We start from the raw sequence: 16,845 nt of genomic DNA on the forward strand, positions 1-16,845 counted from the left end.
TCGCTCAGCACGGATGAGCTGCAAGGGCGTCCTGAACTCGGCACCACGCTCCGGGCCTGGCGGGAGGAGCTCGCCACCGGCGGTGCCGACGGCGCATCCCGGGACCCGCGCGGCACCATCGCCGTCTGCGTCGCCGACCGCGAGGCCGTCAGCCAGGTCATGTACCACCTGGTGACCCAGGCCGGCCTCACCGTCGCCGAACTCACCAAGGACGGCGCGAAGGGAGACGGCGACATCCACGTCGGCACCATGCACCGTTTCAAGGGCCTCGAATACCAGCGGCTCGCCATCGTCGGTGCCCGCGACGGCGTCATCCCCCGTGCCTCGGTCGTCCAGCGCTACCGCGACACGGACCCGCAGCGATTCGCCCGCGAGGAACTCAAGGCCCGTTCCCTGCTGTTCGTCGCGGCGACCCGGGCCCGTGACGCCCTGCGCATCAGCTGGTACGGCAGGCCGAGCCCGTACCTGCCGGTCTAACGGCGTCCGAGGAACCCCGCCCACGCCTCACGCGACACACGCATGACGGGTCCGGCCACGGCCTTGGAGTCACGGACGTGCACGACTCCGGGGTCGGCGGCGACCTCTACGCAGTCGCCGCCCTCAGCTCCGCTGTAGCTGCTCTTGAACCAGGCGACCTCGACGCACTGGCCGCCCTCAGCTCCGCTGTAGCTGCTCTTGAACCAAACGAGATCGGAGTTGTTCATAGCGATCCCAGCAACCTTTCCAGGAAGTCGAGCGATTCTCCCGAGGGGAGAGCCTGCGATCGGATGATCCCATAGCGGGCGGCTGCCAGAGTCGTCTGTTCCGGGTCGGTCTGCAGGACGCTGGTCCCCTGGGCTTCGACGTAGACGAACCTCATTCCGTCCTTACGCGTGATGACCGTGAACGCACCGTCCACACCGGCGTTGTACCGGCGGTCCGTCGGCATGACTTGAATCTCGATGTTCCGCCTCTCGCCGGTCAACAGCAGCTGCTCCAACTGCCCTCGATGCACGGCCTCGCCGCCCCAAGGATGTCGCAGTGCCGCCTCTTCGAGCACGAAGCTCAACAGTGGCGCGGACCGCCCGTGCAAGATCTCCTGGCGGGCCAGTCGTGCGGTCACTCGTTGCTCGATGATCTCTTGGTCCAGAACCGGGCGGCGCAGGTCGAGCACGGCCCTCATGTACTCCTCGGTCTGAAGCAGGCCGTTGAGCACATGAGTGTCGTACGCGAGCAGTTCAACGGCCTCCTTCTCCAACTTCGCCATCCCTTGGAAGAACACCGGATACTGCGCCCTCTCCACCTGCTCCTTCCACACCGTGAGCAGCCCTTCCGCCCCCAGCGCCTCGTCGGCCTTGTCGATGGTCCTGGGGGACGGGATCCGCCGCCCCTGCTCGAACGACGCGACCGTGGACGCCGAGTAGCCGATCCGCCGTCCCAGCTCCTCGCGTTCCAGGCCCGCCCGCAGCCGCAGCGTCTTCATGGTCTGGCCGAACGCGGCGACCACGCCCCGGCCCGAGGCGTCCGCCGCCTGGCCCGCGGTGCCCTCTTCTTCCGTAACCTCGGTCACCTCTGCCGCCTCCCTGCCCCAACGCCCGTCTCCGGGACGGCGTCACGCCGCGCCGCTCGTACTCGTACCGCCACCGCGCGTACAACCGGCCCGCGTCAGTGCGTCACCACTGGTCACGCTACGCGACCGAAGACACCGTTGTCGGCATGACGAACAAACCCGGCACCGCCTTCGAGATGCGCTTCACCTCCACCCCGCGCGGCGCCCGTCTCGCCCGCAGGCTGGCCGCCCACCGGCTGGACACCTGGGGGATCCCGTACGGCGGTGGCCCGCACGAGGCGATCGCGCTGGTCGTCGGCGAGCTGACCGCCAACGCGGTGCGGCACGGGCACGTGTCCGGCCGGGACTTCCACCTGCGCCTGTACGTGACCGGACCGGCCGCCGCGGTGGTCCGGATCGAGGTCACCGACACCCGCGCCGAACGCACACCGCCCTGCCCGGAGGCGCTGCGCGCGGCGGACCCCGAGGACACCGAAGGCCGGGGGTTGGTCATCGTCGCAGGGCTCGCGTCCCGCTGGGGCTGGCAGGCGCGGTCCGACGGGCCGGGCAAGACGGTGTGGGCGGAGTGCGCGGTCGTGCCCCCGGCGTGAGACGAAAACCGGACATCGCGCCCGGGCAGGGGTGGCCATCAGGGACAATGGTCCCACGATGACCTCGCAGGACTACAGCCCGTTCGCGCACCTCACCACGCCCAACTCCGCCCTCTACCGCCAGGTGATGGGGGCGTTCCTCGCCGCCAAGGAGCGGTTCGCGGTGCATCTGCGGCCTGAGGACGTGTTCGCGGCGCTGGACGCGGACGCGCGGCCCGGTGACGTCGAGTCGGTGGTGACGGCGCTGGACAGGCTTGTGGGATGGGGAAACCTACGGGCCGATCCCGACCACGCCCGGGTGACGGCGGTCGAGGACTTCTACCGCAGGCGGTTCATCTACCAGCTCACCCGGGCCGGTGAGGCGGCCGAGGCGGCGCTCGGGACGTACGACGCGACGCTCGGACGGCGCGGGGAACTCCAGGCGGTCGCGCTGCACGACATCGTCACGCAGCTGCGGGCGCTGCTGGTGATCGCCCAGGAGGACGAGCCCGACCCGGCCAAGGCGTCCATCGCGCTGTCCGTCCTCACGACACGCTTCACCGACCTCGCGGACAACGCGCGTGCCTTCATGGGGTCGTTGCAGCGCACCATCGACCTGCACGACATCGAGGTCGAGGCGTTCCTCGCCTACAAGGACCGGCTGATCCAGTACCTGGAGCGGTTCATCCAGGATCTGATCACGCTCGGCGGGCGGATCGCCCTGCTCATCGGCGAACTGGAGGAACAGGGGAGGGTGGAACCGTTGCTGGCCCTCGCTGCCGGGCGGGAGGCCGCCGATGCCGCTCCCGAGGAGGCCGAGCGGGCGGAAGCGGTGGCGTACGAGAGGTGGGCGGCGCGCTGGTCCGGGCTCGCCCAGTGGTTCGTGTCGGAGGAGGACCGGGAGTCGCAGGCCCGGCTGCTGCGCGGGCGTGCCCTCGGTGCGATTCCGCAACTTCTCGCCGTCGTGCGGCAGTTGAACGAGCGACGGGCCGGGCGTTCGGACCGCTCCGCCGACTTCCGCACGCTGGCCCGCTGGTTCGCCCAGGCACCGGACGACGAGACGCGGCACCGGCTGTGGCGGGTGGCCTTCGGACTGCACTCGTCCCGGCACCTCACCGTCGACGCCGACACCCTCGCCGAACGCGCCGCCGCCCCGGAGCCCGCCTCGACGCCCTGGGCCAAGTCGCGTCCGCTGCGGATCAGCCCCCAGCTGCGCCGAACCGGAAGCTACGAACGCCGGGGCAAGCCGCGCCGGGTCGCCGACCGGGGCGAGGCGAAACGGCGGCTCGCCGAACTCGCCGCCCGGCAGACGGCGGAGGCCGGACGGGCCCGCGACCGGCTCGCGACGGGCGGGCCGGTACGGCTGTCCCGGCTCGGCGAACTCGACCCCCTCGCCTTCCAGCTGTTCCTGCGCCTGCTCGGCGACGCCCTCGCCACCTGGCGGCCCGGCATGACCACCACCACGGCGACCAGCTCGGACGGTTCGATGGAGATACGGCTGACCGCGCTCGACGACGGCACGACGGCCGAAGTGCACACCCCCGACGGGGTGTTCACCGGCCCCGACCACCTGATCGACATCGTCGACCTCACCGCGACCGGGACGGGGGAGGAACGATGACCGGCCCCTCCGGACCCGTCGGCCCCTCTGGCCCCTTGGCGGAGGTCCTCGAAGGCCAGCGCGCGGCCGAACTCCAGCGCGCCGCACGCGCGTTGCTGAAGGAGCCGCTGCTGACCGCCGACGGGCCGTACGCCGACGAGTTCCGGCTGGTGCGCCGGCACGCCGCCGCACTGCGCGACTGGTTCGAACGCAACGTCGGCTGGACGCTGCGCACCGACGCCGACGCGGCCCGGCTGCGCAAGACACCCGGCACCCTCACCGACGCCACGCACCCCGCCCGTGAGGCGGCCCGCACCGCCCTGCCCTTCACCCGCCGCCGCTACGTCCTCCTCTGCCTGACCCTCGCCGCCCTGGAGCGCGGCGAGGCCCAGGTCGCCCTCGGCCGCCTCGCCGAACAGGTCGTCCTGGCCGCCGCCGACCCCGAACTCCTCGCCGCCGGAATCGAGTTCACCCTGGAGCGGCGCGACGAACGCCTCGACCTCGCAGCCGTCGTACGCCTGCTGCTCCGGCTCGGGGTGCTGCGGCGGGTCGCCGGTGACGAGGAGGCGTACGTCAGCGGCTCCGGTGACGTGCTGTACGACGTTCGCCGACGCGTCCTCGCGGGGATGCCCGCCGCCCTGCGTGGCCCCTCCCTGATCGAGGCCGAGGACTTCGCGGGACGCCTGACGGAGATGACGGCGCGGACCGCCCTCGACAGTGACGAACTGCGCTTCCGCACCATCCGCTGGACACTGACCCGCCGTCTCCTCGACGACCCCGTGCTCTACTACGACGACCTCACCGACGACGAACTCGCCTACCTCACCCGGCAACGAGGCTTCATCACCGCCCGGATCACCGAACTGACCGGCCTGGTCGCGGAGGTCCGGGCCGAAGGCATCGCCATGGTCGATCCTCCCCCAGAGCTTCGCCTGGGAGGTGCCCCCAACGACCTGACCGACGTACGCATGCCGGAACAGGGCACCCACGGCCACATCACCCTGCTCCTCGCCCAGCACCTGGCCCAGGCCGACGGGCCCGTCACGGTCGTCGAGCTGGCCGCGCACGTGCGTGAACTCGCCGCGGAGCACGGCAACTTCTGGTCGAAGACGGCCCGTGAGCCGGGATCCGAACCCGCACTCGTGGCCCAGGCCCTCACCAAGCTCCAGGCCCTCGGACTCGCCGAGGACACCCCGCGAGGCGTCGTGCCCCGCCCCGCCCTCGCGCGGTACGCGGTCGGCGACGCCGTCATCACAACCACCGGCGACGAAAGGTGACCCGCGCCGTGACCGCCCCACCCGCGCAGACCGTACGGACCGAGCCCCCGGCGTTCGTTCTGCCCGCCGCCGCTCCCGGCCGGTGGCGGCCCCTGCGGATCGGGCTCGTCGACCTGTTCCACTACGACGTCGAGGAGTTCTGGTTCCGCGACGGCCGGCTGCTGCTGCGCGGCAACAACGGCACCGGCAAGTCGAAGGTGCTCGCTCTCACGCTGCCGTTCCTGCTCGACGGCGACCTCTCCGCGCGCCGTGTCGAGCCGGACGGCGACCCCGGCAAGCGCATGGAGTGGAACCTGCTCCTGGGCGGCGAACACCCCCACCCGGAACGTCTCGGCTACACCTGGATCGAGTTCGGCCGGCTCGACGACACCACCGGCGAGGCCCACTTCCGCACCCTGCTGTGCGGCCTGAAGGCCGTCGCCGGACGCGGCATCGCCCGCCACTGGTTCGCCGTCACCACGCAGCGGATCGCCGCCGGACTCGACCTGCTCGACGCCACCGGCACCGCCCTGTCCCGGGACCGGCTCGCCGAGGCCATCGGCGGCCACGGCATGGTCTACGACACCGCCAAGGCGTACCGCCGCGCCGTCGACGAGGCCCTGTTCGGGCTGGGGGAGCGGCGCTACGGCGCGCTCGTCGACCTGCTCATCCAGCTGCGCCAGCCCAAGCTGTCCAAGCGGCCCAATGAGGCAGCGCTGTCACGGGCGTTGACGGAGGCGCTGCCGCCGATGGACCAGGCGGTCGTCGCCGACGCGGCGGAGGCTTTCCGGTCACTGGACGAGGAGAAGGAGGAACTGCGGGCGGCCCGCGAGGCCCAGCAGGCGTCGTCGGCGTTCCTCGACCACTACCGGCGCTACGCCCGCATCGCCGCCCGGCGCCGGGCCCGCCTGCCCCGCGCCGAACACGCCCGCTACGAACACCTCCAGCGGGAACTCGGCAGGGCACAGGCCGACCACGGCCAGGCCGTCACCGACCGGACCGAGGCGCAGGAGCGCGCGGCGGCGCTCGCCGAGCGGGCGGCCCGGCTCGGTGCACAGGACGCGGCACTGCGGTCCGGGCCCGAGATGCGCGACGCCCGCGCCCTCGACCAGGCGGCGGCCGACGCCTCCCGCACGGCCGGCGACGCCGTCCGCTTCGAGGCGGACCGGCAGAAAGCCGCCGAAGCACACACCCGGGCCCGCGGCCGGCTCGCCACCGCCACGAACCGGCTGACCGCAGCCCAGGAGGCCCTGGACGACATCGAAGGCAGGGTCGCCGACAGCGCGGCGGCGGCCCGCATCGACGTACCCCGGACCTCCGGAGCCCCCGCCCCGGCCCTGCGCCGGGCCGCCGACGAGGCCATGGCGAGCAGACGGCGGGCCGTGGACCATGTGGAGACCCTGGTGACGGCCGCCGAACGCGCGGAGGAGGCCCGCAGGGCCGCCCGGCTGCGCGCCGACGAGGCCGACGAGGAGGCCGGGCGCGGCGCGGTACAGCTGGCCGAGGCGGAGGAGGCGGTTGCGGAGGCCGGAGACGCCCTGGTCGCGGCCGTCAGGGAGAAGCTGTCGGGGTTCGTGGAACTGCGCGTCGACGGGCTGCCGGGGGTGCTCGACACCGTGCAGGGCTGGACGAGCACCCTGGACGGACCCCACCCGGCCCGACTCGCCGCCACCGCGGCCCATCGCGTCCTCGGCGCCCGACTGGCCGACCGGGCCGCGGCGTTGGCTCAGTCGGAGATGGCCACCGCCGAACACCTGCGCCGGGGCGCCGAGGAACTGGCCGCACTGGAAACCGGCGGACAGCGCGGACCCACCGCCCCCCACACGCGCACCGCCGACGTCCGTACCCGCGCCCTCGGCGCCCCGCTGTGGCGGCTCGTCGACTTCCGTCCGCACGTGACGCAGGCGCAACAGGCAGGCCTGGAAGCCGCGTTGGAGGCCTCCGGGCTCCTCGACGCCTGGGTGCGGCCGGACGGCACGGCGGTGTCGGCGCACGCCCACGACGTCCTTCTCGACCCCCTCGACCTGCCCACCGGCAACGGACTCGACCGCGCGCTGTGCCCGGCCGTCGACCACACCGACGCCGGGGCCGCGGCCGTCGGCGAGCAGACCGTCCAGCGCCTGCTGGCCGCCATCGCGCTGGTGGACGCGGACCAGGACGGTGACAGCCGTACCTGGGTCTGTGCCGACGGCCGTTTCCGGGTCGGCGCGCTCACCGGCGGCTGGGCCAAGGACAGCGCCCAGTATGTGGGGGAGAAGGCACGGGAACAGGACCGCCGGAACCGGATCGCCGAACTGCGCATCGAACAGGCCGCCTTGGAGGCCGAACGGGAGCAACTCGCCGAGGACCGACGGACGGTGTCCGAACGGCGCACCGTCCTCGACATCGAACTCGCCGCCGTGCCCGGCGAGGACGACCTGCGCCGCGCCCACGCCCTGCTCGGCGCAGCGGCCGAAGCCGTCCACCGGGCCCGTACCCGGCAGCGGGAGCGAGCCGCCGAACTGGCCGGCGCGGTGACCGAGGCCGATCGTGCGGCGAACGAACTCGACGGCACGGCAAGCGACCTGAACCTCCCCGCCGGACGGGACGGTCTGGCCGCCGTACGGCATGCGCTCGCCGACCACGCCGTGCACCTCGCCGCGCTCTGGCCCGCCTCGCGCGAGCGCGCGGACGCCGAGCAGGCGGTCGAAGGGGAACGCACCGAGACCGGCCGCGCCGAACAACTGGCCGCCGAACTCTCCGAACGGGCAACGCAGGCGGCCCGCCTCGCCGCGGCCGCCGACGAACATCTGCGCACCCTCCGCTCGACCGTCGGAGCGGCCGTCGCCGAACTCCAGCGGCTGCTGGAGGAGACCGGGGAAGCCGCACGCGCCTGCGAGCGCGAACAGCAGCGCGCCCAGGAGGACATCCAGGCCGCCGACCGGCGGGCCGGCCATGCCGAGGGGCGCATCGAGCGGCTCGCCGAGGACGTCACCGACGCCACCGCCGCACGCGAACGGGCCGTCGTCGCGCTCCAGCGGTTCACGGCGACCGGACTGCTCGCCGTGGCCCTTCCCGACCTGCCCGTACCGGACGAGGACGGCGGACCCTGGGCGGCCACCCCCGCCGTGACCCTCGCCCGCGCCATCGAGTCCCGTCTTGCCACGACCGAGGACTCCGACGCGGCCTGGGAACGCATCCAGCGCTATCTCAGCGAGGAACTCGGACGGCTCCAGGACGCGTTGTCCCGGCACGGCCACACCGCCACGGCCCGCCCCGGCGAGGACGGCATGCGCGTCGACATCGTCTACCAGGGCCGCGAACGCGCCGTACCCGAGCTCGCCGAAGCCCTCACCACCGAGGTCGCCGAGCTGACCCGCATCCTGTCCGCGCACGAACGCGAGATCCTGCAGACCCACCTGATCACCGAGGTCGCCGGCACCCTTCAGGAACTGATCGGTTCGGCCGAACGCCAAGTGCGTGCCATGAACAGGGAGTTGGAGGAGCGTCCGACGTCCACGGGCATGAAGCTGCGCCTGGTCTGGCGCGCCTCCCGCCGCGCACCGCAGGGGCTGGCCCAGGCCCGGGACCGGCTGCGCCAGTCCGCCGACGCCTGGTCCCCCGAGGACCGGGCCGCCGTCGGCGCCTTCCTCCAGGAGCAGATCGCCCGCCGGCAGGCCGACGACCGTACCGGCAGCTGGCAGGAGGACCTCACCGCCGCCCTCGACTACCGCGCCTGGCACGAGTTCGGCGTCGAGCGCCACCAGCACGGCAGATGGGTGCCTGCCACCGGCCCCGCCTCCGGCGGCGAACGCGTCCTCGCCGCGTCCGTCCCCCTGTTCGCCGCCGCCTCCTCCCACTACGCGAGTGCGGGCGGCGCCCACGCGCCGCGCCTCGTCACCCTCGACGAGGCGTTCGCGGGAGTCGACGACGACTCCCGCGCCAAGTGCCTGGGCCTGTTGCGCGCCTTCGATCTCGACGTCGTCATGACCAGCGAACGCGAGTGGGCCTGCTACCCGCAGGTGCCCGGCATCGCCATCGCCCAGCTCTCCCGGGTCGACGACATCGACGCCGTGCTGGTGACCCGGTGGGAATGGGACGGCGGCGAACGGAGACGCGGTCCCGAGCCCGGCACCACCGCGGACCCGGCACCGGTTCCTGCCCCATTCCCCGGCCCCGCCCATGAAGCCGGCGCCCTCGACGCCTTCCGCGCCACGGTGGAACCGGGGACCCCGTGGACGTGAACCCGTTGGCGACCGAGGCGAAAGTCGACGGTGACCGGCTCGGGCGGCTGCTTGGGGACCCGGGGCTGGCCTGGCTCCTGGAGCGCGTCAGGCTGCGGATGGTGGCCGGACGGCCGCTCACCGGGACGGTCACCCTGGCGCGCCCCGACGACCTCCAACGCCGAGCCGCCGAGCGGTTGCTCGGACGCCCCCCGAGCGCCGGACGGTCCCTGACCGTACGCCTCGACACGGTGGACGAGGTCCTGCGCCGCTCCGGCGTCAGCCCAGACGGCCTGGAGACCGCCGTGGTCGCCCTCACCGGCCCGGTCATACCGCGCGCGGAGACACGGGACAGGCTTGCCGAGGCGTGGGAGGAGGCACTGGCCCCGCTCGCCACCGTGAACGCCGAACTGGCCGACTGGGCCGGTCGGATCCGCGAGGACGGCCTCGTACGACGACTCGCCCGCACCCCCGAGGCCGCGCGCCCCCTGGTCACCGCCGCCGTGCGCGCACTCCACGCACTGCCGGCCGACCCCCCGATGTCACGGGCGGCGTTCGCGGCACTGCGGCTGACCGGCGCCCATGCCCTGGACGAGGGAACCCCGCTCGCCACGCTCGTGCTCTCGGGGATCCGTGCGCTCACCGACTTCCCCGACGGAGCCGGCGCCGAGTGGCGGCGCGAGGCCTGGGCTTCGGCCGGACTGCTCAAGGACGACCTGTCGTCCACCGTCCTCACCCTCAACCTGCGCGGCACACCCGCCCTCGACTGGACGGCCGACGAGGGCGAACCCGCGGTCCTGACGCTCCGTTCCCTCACCCGCCGGACCGCGAACGGGATCACGACGGCGACCGGAGACGTCCACGTGTGCGAGAACCCGGCCGTCCTGTCCGCCGCCGCCGACACCCTCGGCCCGGCATGCCCGCCCATGGTGTGCCTCCAGGGACAGCCCTCGGCGGCAGCGCTCACCCTGCTGCGCGGCCTGTCCGCACGCGGAGCGGTGCTCCTGCACCACGCGGACTTCGACTGGGGCGGGGCGCGCATCGCCACCGCGCTCGGGCGAGTGGCCCCATGGCGCCCCTGGCGGTACGAAGCCGCCGACTACCTGGCGGCCGTGGCCGGGGTGAGCGAGCCGCAGTACCTGACGGGCACGGCCTCCGCGACGCCGTGGGATCCGCGCTTGGCCGCCGCGATGACCGAGCACGGAGTACGCGTCGAAGAGGAGTTGATCCTCGATGCTCTGCTCTCGGATCTGCGGACCGCGGCTCACTGACAGACGTGGGACGGTGCCGAGGCTCCTCGACCGGCGGTCGACGAGCCGCCGGGCCTCGACGAGTCCGCGCAGCACCGGCCACAGCTGGAGAAGCATGGCCGGACGTTGGCGGAGCGGGCGCTCAATAGGTCGGTCCGTAAGGGCTTCAGTGCCCGAGGAAGGGCCTCAGGTCGTCGGCTCGCGGTTCGGGGACGTCCGGCAACCGGGGTGGTGAGCTCAGCGGGTCGACGCGCTCGACGGTGGTCGCTGCCCAGCTGATCCATGCCTCGGCGTCGGTTCTGGCCTGCCCCGGCGGCATGGCCTCGACTCGCGCGCGCACGGCGCTTACGTACTCGGTCAATCGGGTGGCGCGGCGCCGAGCCGCTTCCTGCGCCTCGAAGTGCCTGATGCGGTACGCCTCCGCGTACCGGATGCGGGCTTCTTCGCTGGCGGCTTCCCAGCGGATGCGCTTCTGGCGTGCCGCTTCGATCTCGTCCTGGCGTCTGCGGCCGGCGGCCTCGCCGCGGAGAGTGACCTCTTGGGCGATCTCGGCGAGCTGCTCTTCGAGGGAGCGGCCGGGGGTGCCGGCCCATTCGCTTGGATGAGCCGGAGGGCACGTCCTTGGACGGGTTTCGTGAGGCCCAGCGGTTGGGTTTCGCTCTGTCTGGCCTGTACCACGGCGTGCGGACGCGCGAGCCGCGACGGCACGGAGATTTGTCGGTGGTGAGCTGCGTATGAAGGTGCTGCGTATGGGCGACCGGGTGCGTTTCGCCGGCGGCTGCTGGCAGGCCGCGGGCTCGACGGGGTGCGGCCGCGCCTGGCCGCGTCCGCACCAGTTCCGGCCCGCGTGTCATGGCCGCGCTGCGGAACCTCGCCATCGGGGCGCTTCACCTGCACGGACGCGACGGCACCGCCGAAGCCACTCGCCGGGCAGCACGACGGGCAGCACACCCGTTCCACATCCTCGGACTCACATCATGATGTTGGAACGGCCGTGCTTGCGGACCACTGCATGCGGAGCGGGCCGGGAATGGTCTGCGCGGTGTTGTCTCGCCGGCGAGACAGGCACAGCATGGGGAGGGCCTGCGAGGGTGTTCATGTGCCGCGGCGAAGTGGTGTCGGCCGCCGTTCGGATGTCGAGTGTCGGATTGTCTGCACAGGAGAGTCATGGCGAACCCAGTTCGAGGATCAGGGAGATGGCCGATGAGCCGCGGCAGAGAGGCGGCGGGCAGGTGACGATCGGCAACGGCGACGGCCTCCTGGCCGTCCGCGGCTATCTCGACGGGCTGATCCGGGCGCGACTGACCAGCCCGTTCAGCTGCGACGTCCCGTTGGTCTCGCTCGGGTTCGACTCGCTCGCGGCCATCGAGCTGTGGAGCCGGCTGCGGACCGACCTCGGTGTGGACGTCCCGGCCGGCGAACTGCTGGACCTCACCCTGGACGGCCTGACGGCGCGGGTGCGGGCGGAAGGCGGGTCTGTCGCGGCGTTCGCTGCCGGACCGGTTGCCGGCGGACCCGCCGGGGCAGACCTCGACGACGCCTCTCCGGAGGCGGCCGCGCAGCTGCTGGCGACCCTCGACGGCCTGGACTACGCGGGGATGGAGCGCCTGGCGACCGGACTCGGACCCGGATCCGAGACAACGCCCGCGGACTGAGCTCGGTCTCCCCGACACGGGCCGTCCATCGTTCGTGCCGGCCGACGACCTGTGCGGTGCTCAAGGCTCTACTGCGGAATCTCCTGGCGATCCCGCTTGCCGCGTCGTCCCGCTCAAGTCATCGACGCTGGACGTAGCGATCCTGTCAAGCCTCGGCGTACTGCCGTTCCTGCTCTTCTCCCTCCCGGCCGGTGTCGTCGTCGACCGCCTCGCCAAGCACAAGCTGATGATGTGGTGCGACATCGGTCGCTTGCTGCTGCTGGCCTCGATCCCGCCGGCCACGCTGCCCGGATTGCACCTCACCTTCGCGCTGCCGATGGCGTCGCCGGGCTGGGGCGTGCTGCTGTTCGTGGGCGGCACCTTCTGCTTGCTCAGGGGGTCGTCTTCAACGTCGCGCGGGTGACCTGTCGTCAGTCGATCACGCCGCCGGAGCTGCTGGGCCGGGTGAACGCCGGCGTGCGCTTCATCATCTGGGGCTGGATGCCGGTCGGCGTGGTCGTCGGCGGCATGCTGGGCACGGCGGTGGGGTCCGTGAAACGCTATGGGTCTCGGTGATCGGTTGCTGGTGTGCGGGGTTGTAGGCGTTCTTCTCGCCGCTGCGGAGGATGCGGGACCTGTACATGATCGAGGAGGCCCGGTCGGACGAATCGGCGGCGGGTGCCGGGCCCGAGGCCGAGCCAGCCACCGCCGTGGCCTGACCGACCCAATACACATCCCGTTGTGGAGCCTCGATGACTTCCTCCCCTGTCTTCCTGAGCGGACCGCAGTACGTGCTGGGGGAGATCGCGTCGCACCATACCGAGACTCCGGATCTGGAGGCGCGGGCCGCTGAACTAGGGGTGCCGTATGCCCCGGAGCTCTGGGGCTGGGGCCAGGTGCACCGGAGCCACAAGTCGCTGGAGGACCTGGCGGTCGAGGCGGGCAAGGCGACTCTCCGTGCCGCCGGCGTCGACCCCTCCTCCGTCGACGCACTGGTGCTGTGCTGCACCAGTTTTCCAGGGGGGCCGGACAGCCACGGCAGTTTCGTGCGGACCATCTCGGAGGGGTTGGGAACGCGTGAGGCCGACTTCCTCGGCATCACGCTCGACCGATGCACGAACCTGCTGGCGGGCCTGCGAGTCGCCGAGGCCTTCGTGGCTGCCGGAATCCATCGGCGGGTCCTGGTCATCACCACCGATCGAGTCACTGTCGAGGCGGAAAGACTGGCCAAGTTCGCCCTGTTCAGCGATGGCGCGGCCGGTGTGCTGGTGACGGACACCGACGGGGAGTACGAGATCGTCGCAAGTGCCGCGGCGCACGAGACGAAGGACCTGGACTGGTCGAACCAGATCAGCCCGGACCTCTCCCGCCGCGTGAACACGCAGCTGATGAAACGTGCGTCCATGGGAATCGACCAGGTCGACATCCTCATGCACGCCAATATCTTCGAAGCCATCATCGTCATGAAAGAGCTTCAGGCGGGATTTGCCGCAGCGCAGCTGTATACAGACAACATCGCACGGGTAGGCCACTGCTTCGCCGCTGACCCGATCATCAACCTGACGGACCTCGCAGCAGCCGGTCGCCTTCGCGACAACGGGCACTACCTGCTGGCCGCCTCGGTTCCGGGAGTACGGTACGGGGTTCTGCTTCGCAAGCAGACGCGTTAGCACTCGAACCGGCATCATCGGAATCGCCGGGCGGGGGCGTTGTCTCGCTGGCGAGACAGGCGTCGGCCGACACGTCGCAGCAGGCTCATGGTGAAGACGGCAGGCGGAGCGCGGATCCTGTGGTCGTACGGCATCCGGCACCAGACGATCATCAGGTTCCGTGCCTTCTTGCCGAATCCCCGCCACGAGGTGATCAACCGACATCGGTGAAGTGAAGATGCGCCTAGTGCTGCGACCACTGGTGATCCACGATTTCGCCGTCTGTCATGCCCGTGAATTCACGACCATCGTCGTTTCCTGATGACAGGAGGCCCGTCACGGCGCCGACATCGGTGTGGTGCCGCGAGAGGGCGGCGGATCTGGCCGGGCTGCGCCTTGGTCGCGTACGTTTCATCGAGCATCGCCTGATCAAGGTGCCGCCGGGTCGCGGCCGTCTCGACCGATGCTGACCTGCGGAATCTGAAAGGGCGACATGAATTACGCGCTGCTCAGTGGTCTCGATGAGGACATCCTGGCGTTGCCGTTCTACGAGGAGCAGCACCGCACGTTTGCCGTGGAACTCGCGGACTGGTGCGCCGGCCACGCCGGCCTGTGGTCACGTCCTTTGGAGCAGACCCCGGAGAAGGCCGGCAGGGAGATCCTGAGCGCGCTTGGCTCCGCCGGATGGCTGGGATTCCTCGATCCCGCGAACGGGTCCGCCGCCGGTGACCAGCGCTCGATCTGTCTGGCCAGGGAGATCCTTGCGTACGCCGACGATCTGGCGGACTTCGCTTTCTCCATCCAAGCGCTGTCGGCGACCCCGATCGTCCAATACGGAAACAGTGAGCAGCAGTTGGAGTATCTGCCGCGAATGGCGTCGGGCGAGGTGACGGGATCGTTCGCGATCTCGGAGGAGGAGGCCGGCTCCGACATCTCAGCAGTCGGTCTGACTGCCGACCGAGTGTCCGACGGCTATCTGTTGAACGGCCGAAAGGCCTGGATCGCCAACGCCGGCATCGCGGATCTGCACTGCGTGATCGCGCGAACAGGTGGGGGACCCGGTGCGCTGGGGCTCACGGCGTTTCTGGTGCCGGCGCGCACGGCTGGAGTCCGGGTGCTGGAGGAGGTGCGGTTGGTTGCTCCGCGCTCGTTCGGACACCTGGCCTTCGAAGACTGCCTGGTCCCCGAATCGAGCGTACTCGGACGCCCCGGACAGGGGTTCGTGGTCGCGACGGACCTGCTGGAGCGATTCCGGATGACGGTGGGGGCGGCCGCGGTGGGGTTTGCGCGGCGCGCTTTCGACTCGGCAGTCCAGCGGGCCCGTGAGCGGCGGATCCACGGCGGCAAGCTGATGGACCTTCAGCTTGTGAAGGGTGCGCTTGCCGACATGGAAATAAAGCTGAACTGTTCCGCGATGTTGGTCGCGCGGGCTGCGTGGGAGCTCGACCAGGGGAACCCCGGCTACGCGAAGCACTCGAGTATCGCCAAGTTGGCCGCCACCGAGGCCGCACAGGAGATCGTCGACGCTGCCGTCCAGGTCCACGGGGCGGCCGGCCTGGTTGCCGACAGCGTCCCCGAGCGCTTGTACCGGCAGGTCAGGTCCCTGCGTATCTACGAGGGAGCGTCCGAGGTCCAGAAGCTGATCATCGCGGACGCGCTAGGACGACGGCCGCACGCGGGCCGATCCCGAGCAGCATCCGGACGCAGTGCAAGTCGAGTGGAGCGCTGACTTGTCGTCCCCTGTCGTAGCAGTGACGCGGGCAGATCCGTACCCGTGCATCCTGGCTCGCACTGGCTGCCGGGCGCGGAAAGACATCCGATGCATACACGGGGAGAGCCATGAGTGACGAACAGCACTACGAGTGTGTCGGTATAGGCGTCGGCCCTGCGAACCTGAGTCTTGCATCTCTGTTGCACGGTTGTCCGGGGCTACCGAACCTCTTCTTTGAGAAGCGTGAGGTGTTCAGTTGGCATGATGGACAGCAGATCCCAGATGCGACCCTCCAGGTGTCCATTTTCAAGGATCTGGTGAGTCTGTCGGACCCGACCAGTCCCTTTTCGTTCCTGTCCTACCTGAAGGACAAAGGGCGGATCTACCACTTCATCAATGCTCAGTTCAGCGCGGTGCCGCGGCAGGAGTTCCGCAACTACCTGGAATGGGCGAGCCGGCGCAACCAGAACGTGGTGTTCGGCGAGGAGGTCGTGTCCGTCGACTTCGACGGCATATTCGTTCTGCGCACCAACCGACGCACTGTCACGGCGAACAACGTGTCAATCGGCATCGGCAGACATGCCTGGGTGCCGGCGGTGGCCCGTGACCATCTCGGCCTCACTCAGTTCCACGTCAGCGAATTCGTGCCTCTCAGCCGGGACTTGGCGGGGAAGAGAGTCTGTGTGGTCGGCGGCGGCCAGTCGGGCGCTGAGGCGTTCCTCGACCTCATCTCGCGTCCGTCCGCTGAACGACCGCGCCGGGTCTCGTGGGTGTCGCGCCGCCACAACTTCTACCCCATCGACGACTCGCCCTTCACCAACGACTTCTACATGCCCGGCTATTCGGACTACTTCTCCAGGCTGGACCAGGGGACGCGCGAATCGCTCAACCGGGAGCAAGTCCTCACCAGTGACGGCATCTCCGAGGGCACACTCCGCGAGATCTACCAGCGTATCTACGCCGAGCGGTTCATCCACGGCAACACCGACCTGGTCTCGCTGTACCCGAACCGGAACGTGATCGCGGTCTCCGCCTCCGACAACGCGTGGTCGTTGAAGCTGCACAACGGCAACCATCCGGCGGTCCTCGGGCAGGTCGACGCCGACGTAGTGGTCTGGGCGACCGGATTCCGCACCGTCGCGCCCGACTTCCTCGCGCCGATCGCGGACCGACTCGAGCGTGAGGGCGACGAGTACCGGATCGACAGTGATTTCGCCGTGAAGTGGGACGGTCCTTCGAACCGAAGCATCTTCCTCCAGAACGCGGCCCTGCGACAGCGCGGACTGGCGGACAAGAACCTCAGCCTGCTTGCCTGGCGGAGCCAGCGGATCATCGACCGCGTTCGATGTGTGCGCAGTGACGATCCGGTTCCTTCGTTCATCGAATGGTCGGCGAAGCTCAGCCCGGACGAGAGCGTGGTGTGAG

Annotated in this window: 14 protein-coding genes and 1 pseudogene; 12 read left to right on the top strand and 3 right to left on the bottom strand. The window is 70.8% G+C overall.

The annotated features are described in order from the left end of the window. Positions 1–45: 45 nt before the first annotated feature. Positions 46–477, top strand: a pseudogene (locus AB0D59_RS42885) (3'-5' exonuclease); the annotation flags it as partial. Here the strand turns inward: AB0D59_RS42885 and AB0D59_RS42890 are convergent. Together AB0D59_RS42890 and AB0D59_RS42895 are read right to left on the bottom strand one after the other, a co-directional pair. Then, positions 474–704, bottom strand: coding sequence for a DUF397 domain-containing protein (locus AB0D59_RS42890; RefSeq protein ID WP_362576720.1), 231 nt, complete (start codon positions 702–704; stop codon positions 474–476). The pseudogene AB0D59_RS42885 and the gene AB0D59_RS42890 sit on opposite strands and share 4 nt — an antisense overlap. Next, positions 701–1,549 (bottom strand): helix-turn-helix transcriptional regulator, encoded by an 849-nt coding sequence (locus tag AB0D59_RS42895; RefSeq protein ID WP_362576722.1) that lies wholly within the window; start codon positions 1,547–1,549, stop codon positions 701–703. Before AB0D59_RS42895 ends, AB0D59_RS42890 begins: the two co-directional genes overlap by 4 nt. 146 nt (positions 1,550–1,695) lie before the next feature. Here AB0D59_RS42895 and AB0D59_RS42900 point away from each other — a divergent pair, with 146 nt between their 5' ends. From AB0D59_RS42900 to AB0D59_RS42920, 5 genes are read left to right on the top strand one after another with little or no spacing between them, the layout of a single operon-like run. Beyond that, positions 1,696–2,139, top strand: coding sequence for an ATP-binding protein (locus tag AB0D59_RS42900; RefSeq protein ID WP_362576724.1), 444 nt, complete (start codon positions 1,696–1,698; stop codon positions 2,137–2,139). 58 nt (positions 2,140–2,197) lie between these two features. After that, positions 2,198–3,739: a TIGR02677 family protein gene (locus AB0D59_RS42905; protein WP_362576725.1), complete on the top strand. Its 1,542-nt coding sequence runs from the start codon at positions 2,198–2,200 to the stop codon at positions 3,737–3,739. Further along, positions 3,736–4,995: a TIGR02678 family protein gene (locus AB0D59_RS42910; protein ID WP_362576726.1), complete on the top strand. Its 1,260-nt coding sequence runs from the start codon at positions 3,736–3,738 to the stop codon at positions 4,993–4,995. Before AB0D59_RS42905 ends, AB0D59_RS42910 begins: the two co-directional genes overlap by 4 nt. An 8-nt stretch (positions 4,996–5,003) precedes the next feature. Further along, positions 5,004–9,197, top strand: a complete 4,194-nt coding sequence (locus AB0D59_RS42915) for a TIGR02680 family protein (protein WP_362576728.1) — start codon at positions 5,004–5,006, stop codon at positions 9,195–9,197. After that, on the top strand, positions 9,188–10,447 hold the full coding sequence (locus AB0D59_RS42920; protein ID WP_362576730.1) for a TIGR02679 family protein: 1,260 nt from the start codon (positions 9,188–9,190) through the stop codon (positions 10,445–10,447). The genes AB0D59_RS42915 and AB0D59_RS42920 overlap by 10 nt, the downstream gene beginning before the upstream one ends. A 145-nt stretch (positions 10,448–10,592) precedes the next feature. Here AB0D59_RS42920 and AB0D59_RS42925 read toward each other — a convergent pair whose 3' ends face one another. Then, positions 10,593–10,766, bottom strand: coding sequence for a hypothetical protein (locus tag AB0D59_RS42925; protein WP_362576732.1), 174 nt, complete (start codon positions 10,764–10,766; stop codon positions 10,593–10,595). 856 nt (positions 10,767–11,622) lie between these two features. Between AB0D59_RS42925 and AB0D59_RS42930 the strand changes: the two genes are divergently transcribed. The 6 genes from AB0D59_RS42930 (at position 11,623) to AB0D59_RS42955 (ending at position 16,844) form a co-directional block, all read left to right on the top strand. After that, the gene (locus AB0D59_RS42930) at positions 11,623–12,081 is read left to right on the top strand and encodes an acyl carrier protein (RefSeq protein WP_362576733.1); all 459 of its coding nucleotides are present in this window, start codon (positions 11,623–11,625) and stop codon (positions 12,079–12,081) included. A gap of 34 nt (positions 12,082–12,115) precedes the next feature. Further along, on the top strand, positions 12,116–12,484 hold the full coding sequence (locus AB0D59_RS42935) for a hypothetical protein (RefSeq protein ID WP_362576735.1): 369 nt from the start codon (positions 12,116–12,118) through the stop codon (positions 12,482–12,484). Next, positions 12,481–12,636 carry a hypothetical protein gene (locus tag AB0D59_RS42940; RefSeq protein WP_362576737.1) on the top strand — a complete coding sequence of 52 codons (156 nt, stop codon included), beginning with the start codon at positions 12,481–12,483 and terminating at the stop codon, positions 12,634–12,636. The genes AB0D59_RS42935 and AB0D59_RS42940 overlap by 4 nt, the downstream gene beginning before the upstream one ends. A gap of 176 nt (positions 12,637–12,812) precedes the next feature. Beyond that, the gene (locus tag AB0D59_RS42945) at positions 12,813–13,730 is read left to right on the top strand and encodes a 3-oxoacyl-ACP synthase (RefSeq protein WP_362576738.1); all 918 of its coding nucleotides are present in this window, start codon (positions 12,813–12,815) and stop codon (positions 13,728–13,730) included. 472 nt (positions 13,731–14,202) lie between these two features. Further along, a complete protein-coding gene (locus AB0D59_RS42950) occupies positions 14,203–15,438 on the top strand; it encodes an acyl-CoA dehydrogenase family protein (protein WP_362576740.1) in 1,236 nt (411 codons plus the stop codon). A 110-nt stretch (positions 15,439–15,548) separates the two neighbouring features. Continuing rightward, positions 15,549–16,844 (top strand): SidA/IucD/PvdA family monooxygenase, encoded by a 1,296-nt coding sequence (locus tag AB0D59_RS42955; RefSeq protein WP_362576741.1) that lies wholly within the window; start codon positions 15,549–15,551, stop codon positions 16,842–16,844. Position 16,845: the final 1 nt, after the last annotated feature.

Source organism: Streptomyces sp. NPDC048417, from assembly GCF_040651615.1.
GTDB lineage: Bacteria > Actinomycetota > Actinomycetes > Streptomycetales > Streptomycetaceae > Streptomyces.

What these genes read in the sequence shown, in the direction of transcription:
- AB0D59_RS42950 (WP_362576740.1), top strand. Translation starts at nt 14,203, where the DNA reads ATGAATTACGCGCTGCTCAGTGGTCTCGATGAGGACATCCTGGCGTTG.
- AB0D59_RS42910 (WP_362576726.1), top strand. Translation starts at nt 3,736, where the DNA reads ATGACCGGCCCCTCCGGACCCGTCGGCCCCTCTGGCCCCTTGGCGGAG.
- AB0D59_RS42930 (WP_362576733.1), top strand. Translation starts at nt 11,623, where the DNA reads ATGGCCGATGAGCCGCGGCAGAGAGGCGGCGGGCAGGTGACGATCGGC.
- AB0D59_RS42905 (WP_362576725.1), top strand. Translation starts at nt 2,198, where the DNA reads ATGACCTCGCAGGACTACAGCCCGTTCGCGCACCTCACCACGCCCAAC.
- AB0D59_RS42955 (WP_362576741.1), top strand. Translation starts at nt 15,549, where the DNA reads ATGAGTGACGAACAGCACTACGAGTGTGTCGGTATAGGCGTCGGCCCT.
- AB0D59_RS42900 (WP_362576724.1), top strand. Translation starts at nt 1,696, where the DNA reads ATGACGAACAAACCCGGCACCGCCTTCGAGATGCGCTTCACCTCCACC.
- AB0D59_RS42945 (WP_362576738.1), top strand. Translation starts at nt 12,813, where the DNA reads ATGACTTCCTCCCCTGTCTTCCTGAGCGGACCGCAGTACGTGCTGGGG.
- AB0D59_RS42890 (WP_362576720.1), bottom strand. Translation starts at nt 704, where the DNA reads ATGAACAACTCCGATCTCGTTTGGTTCAAGAGCAGCTACAGCGGAGCT.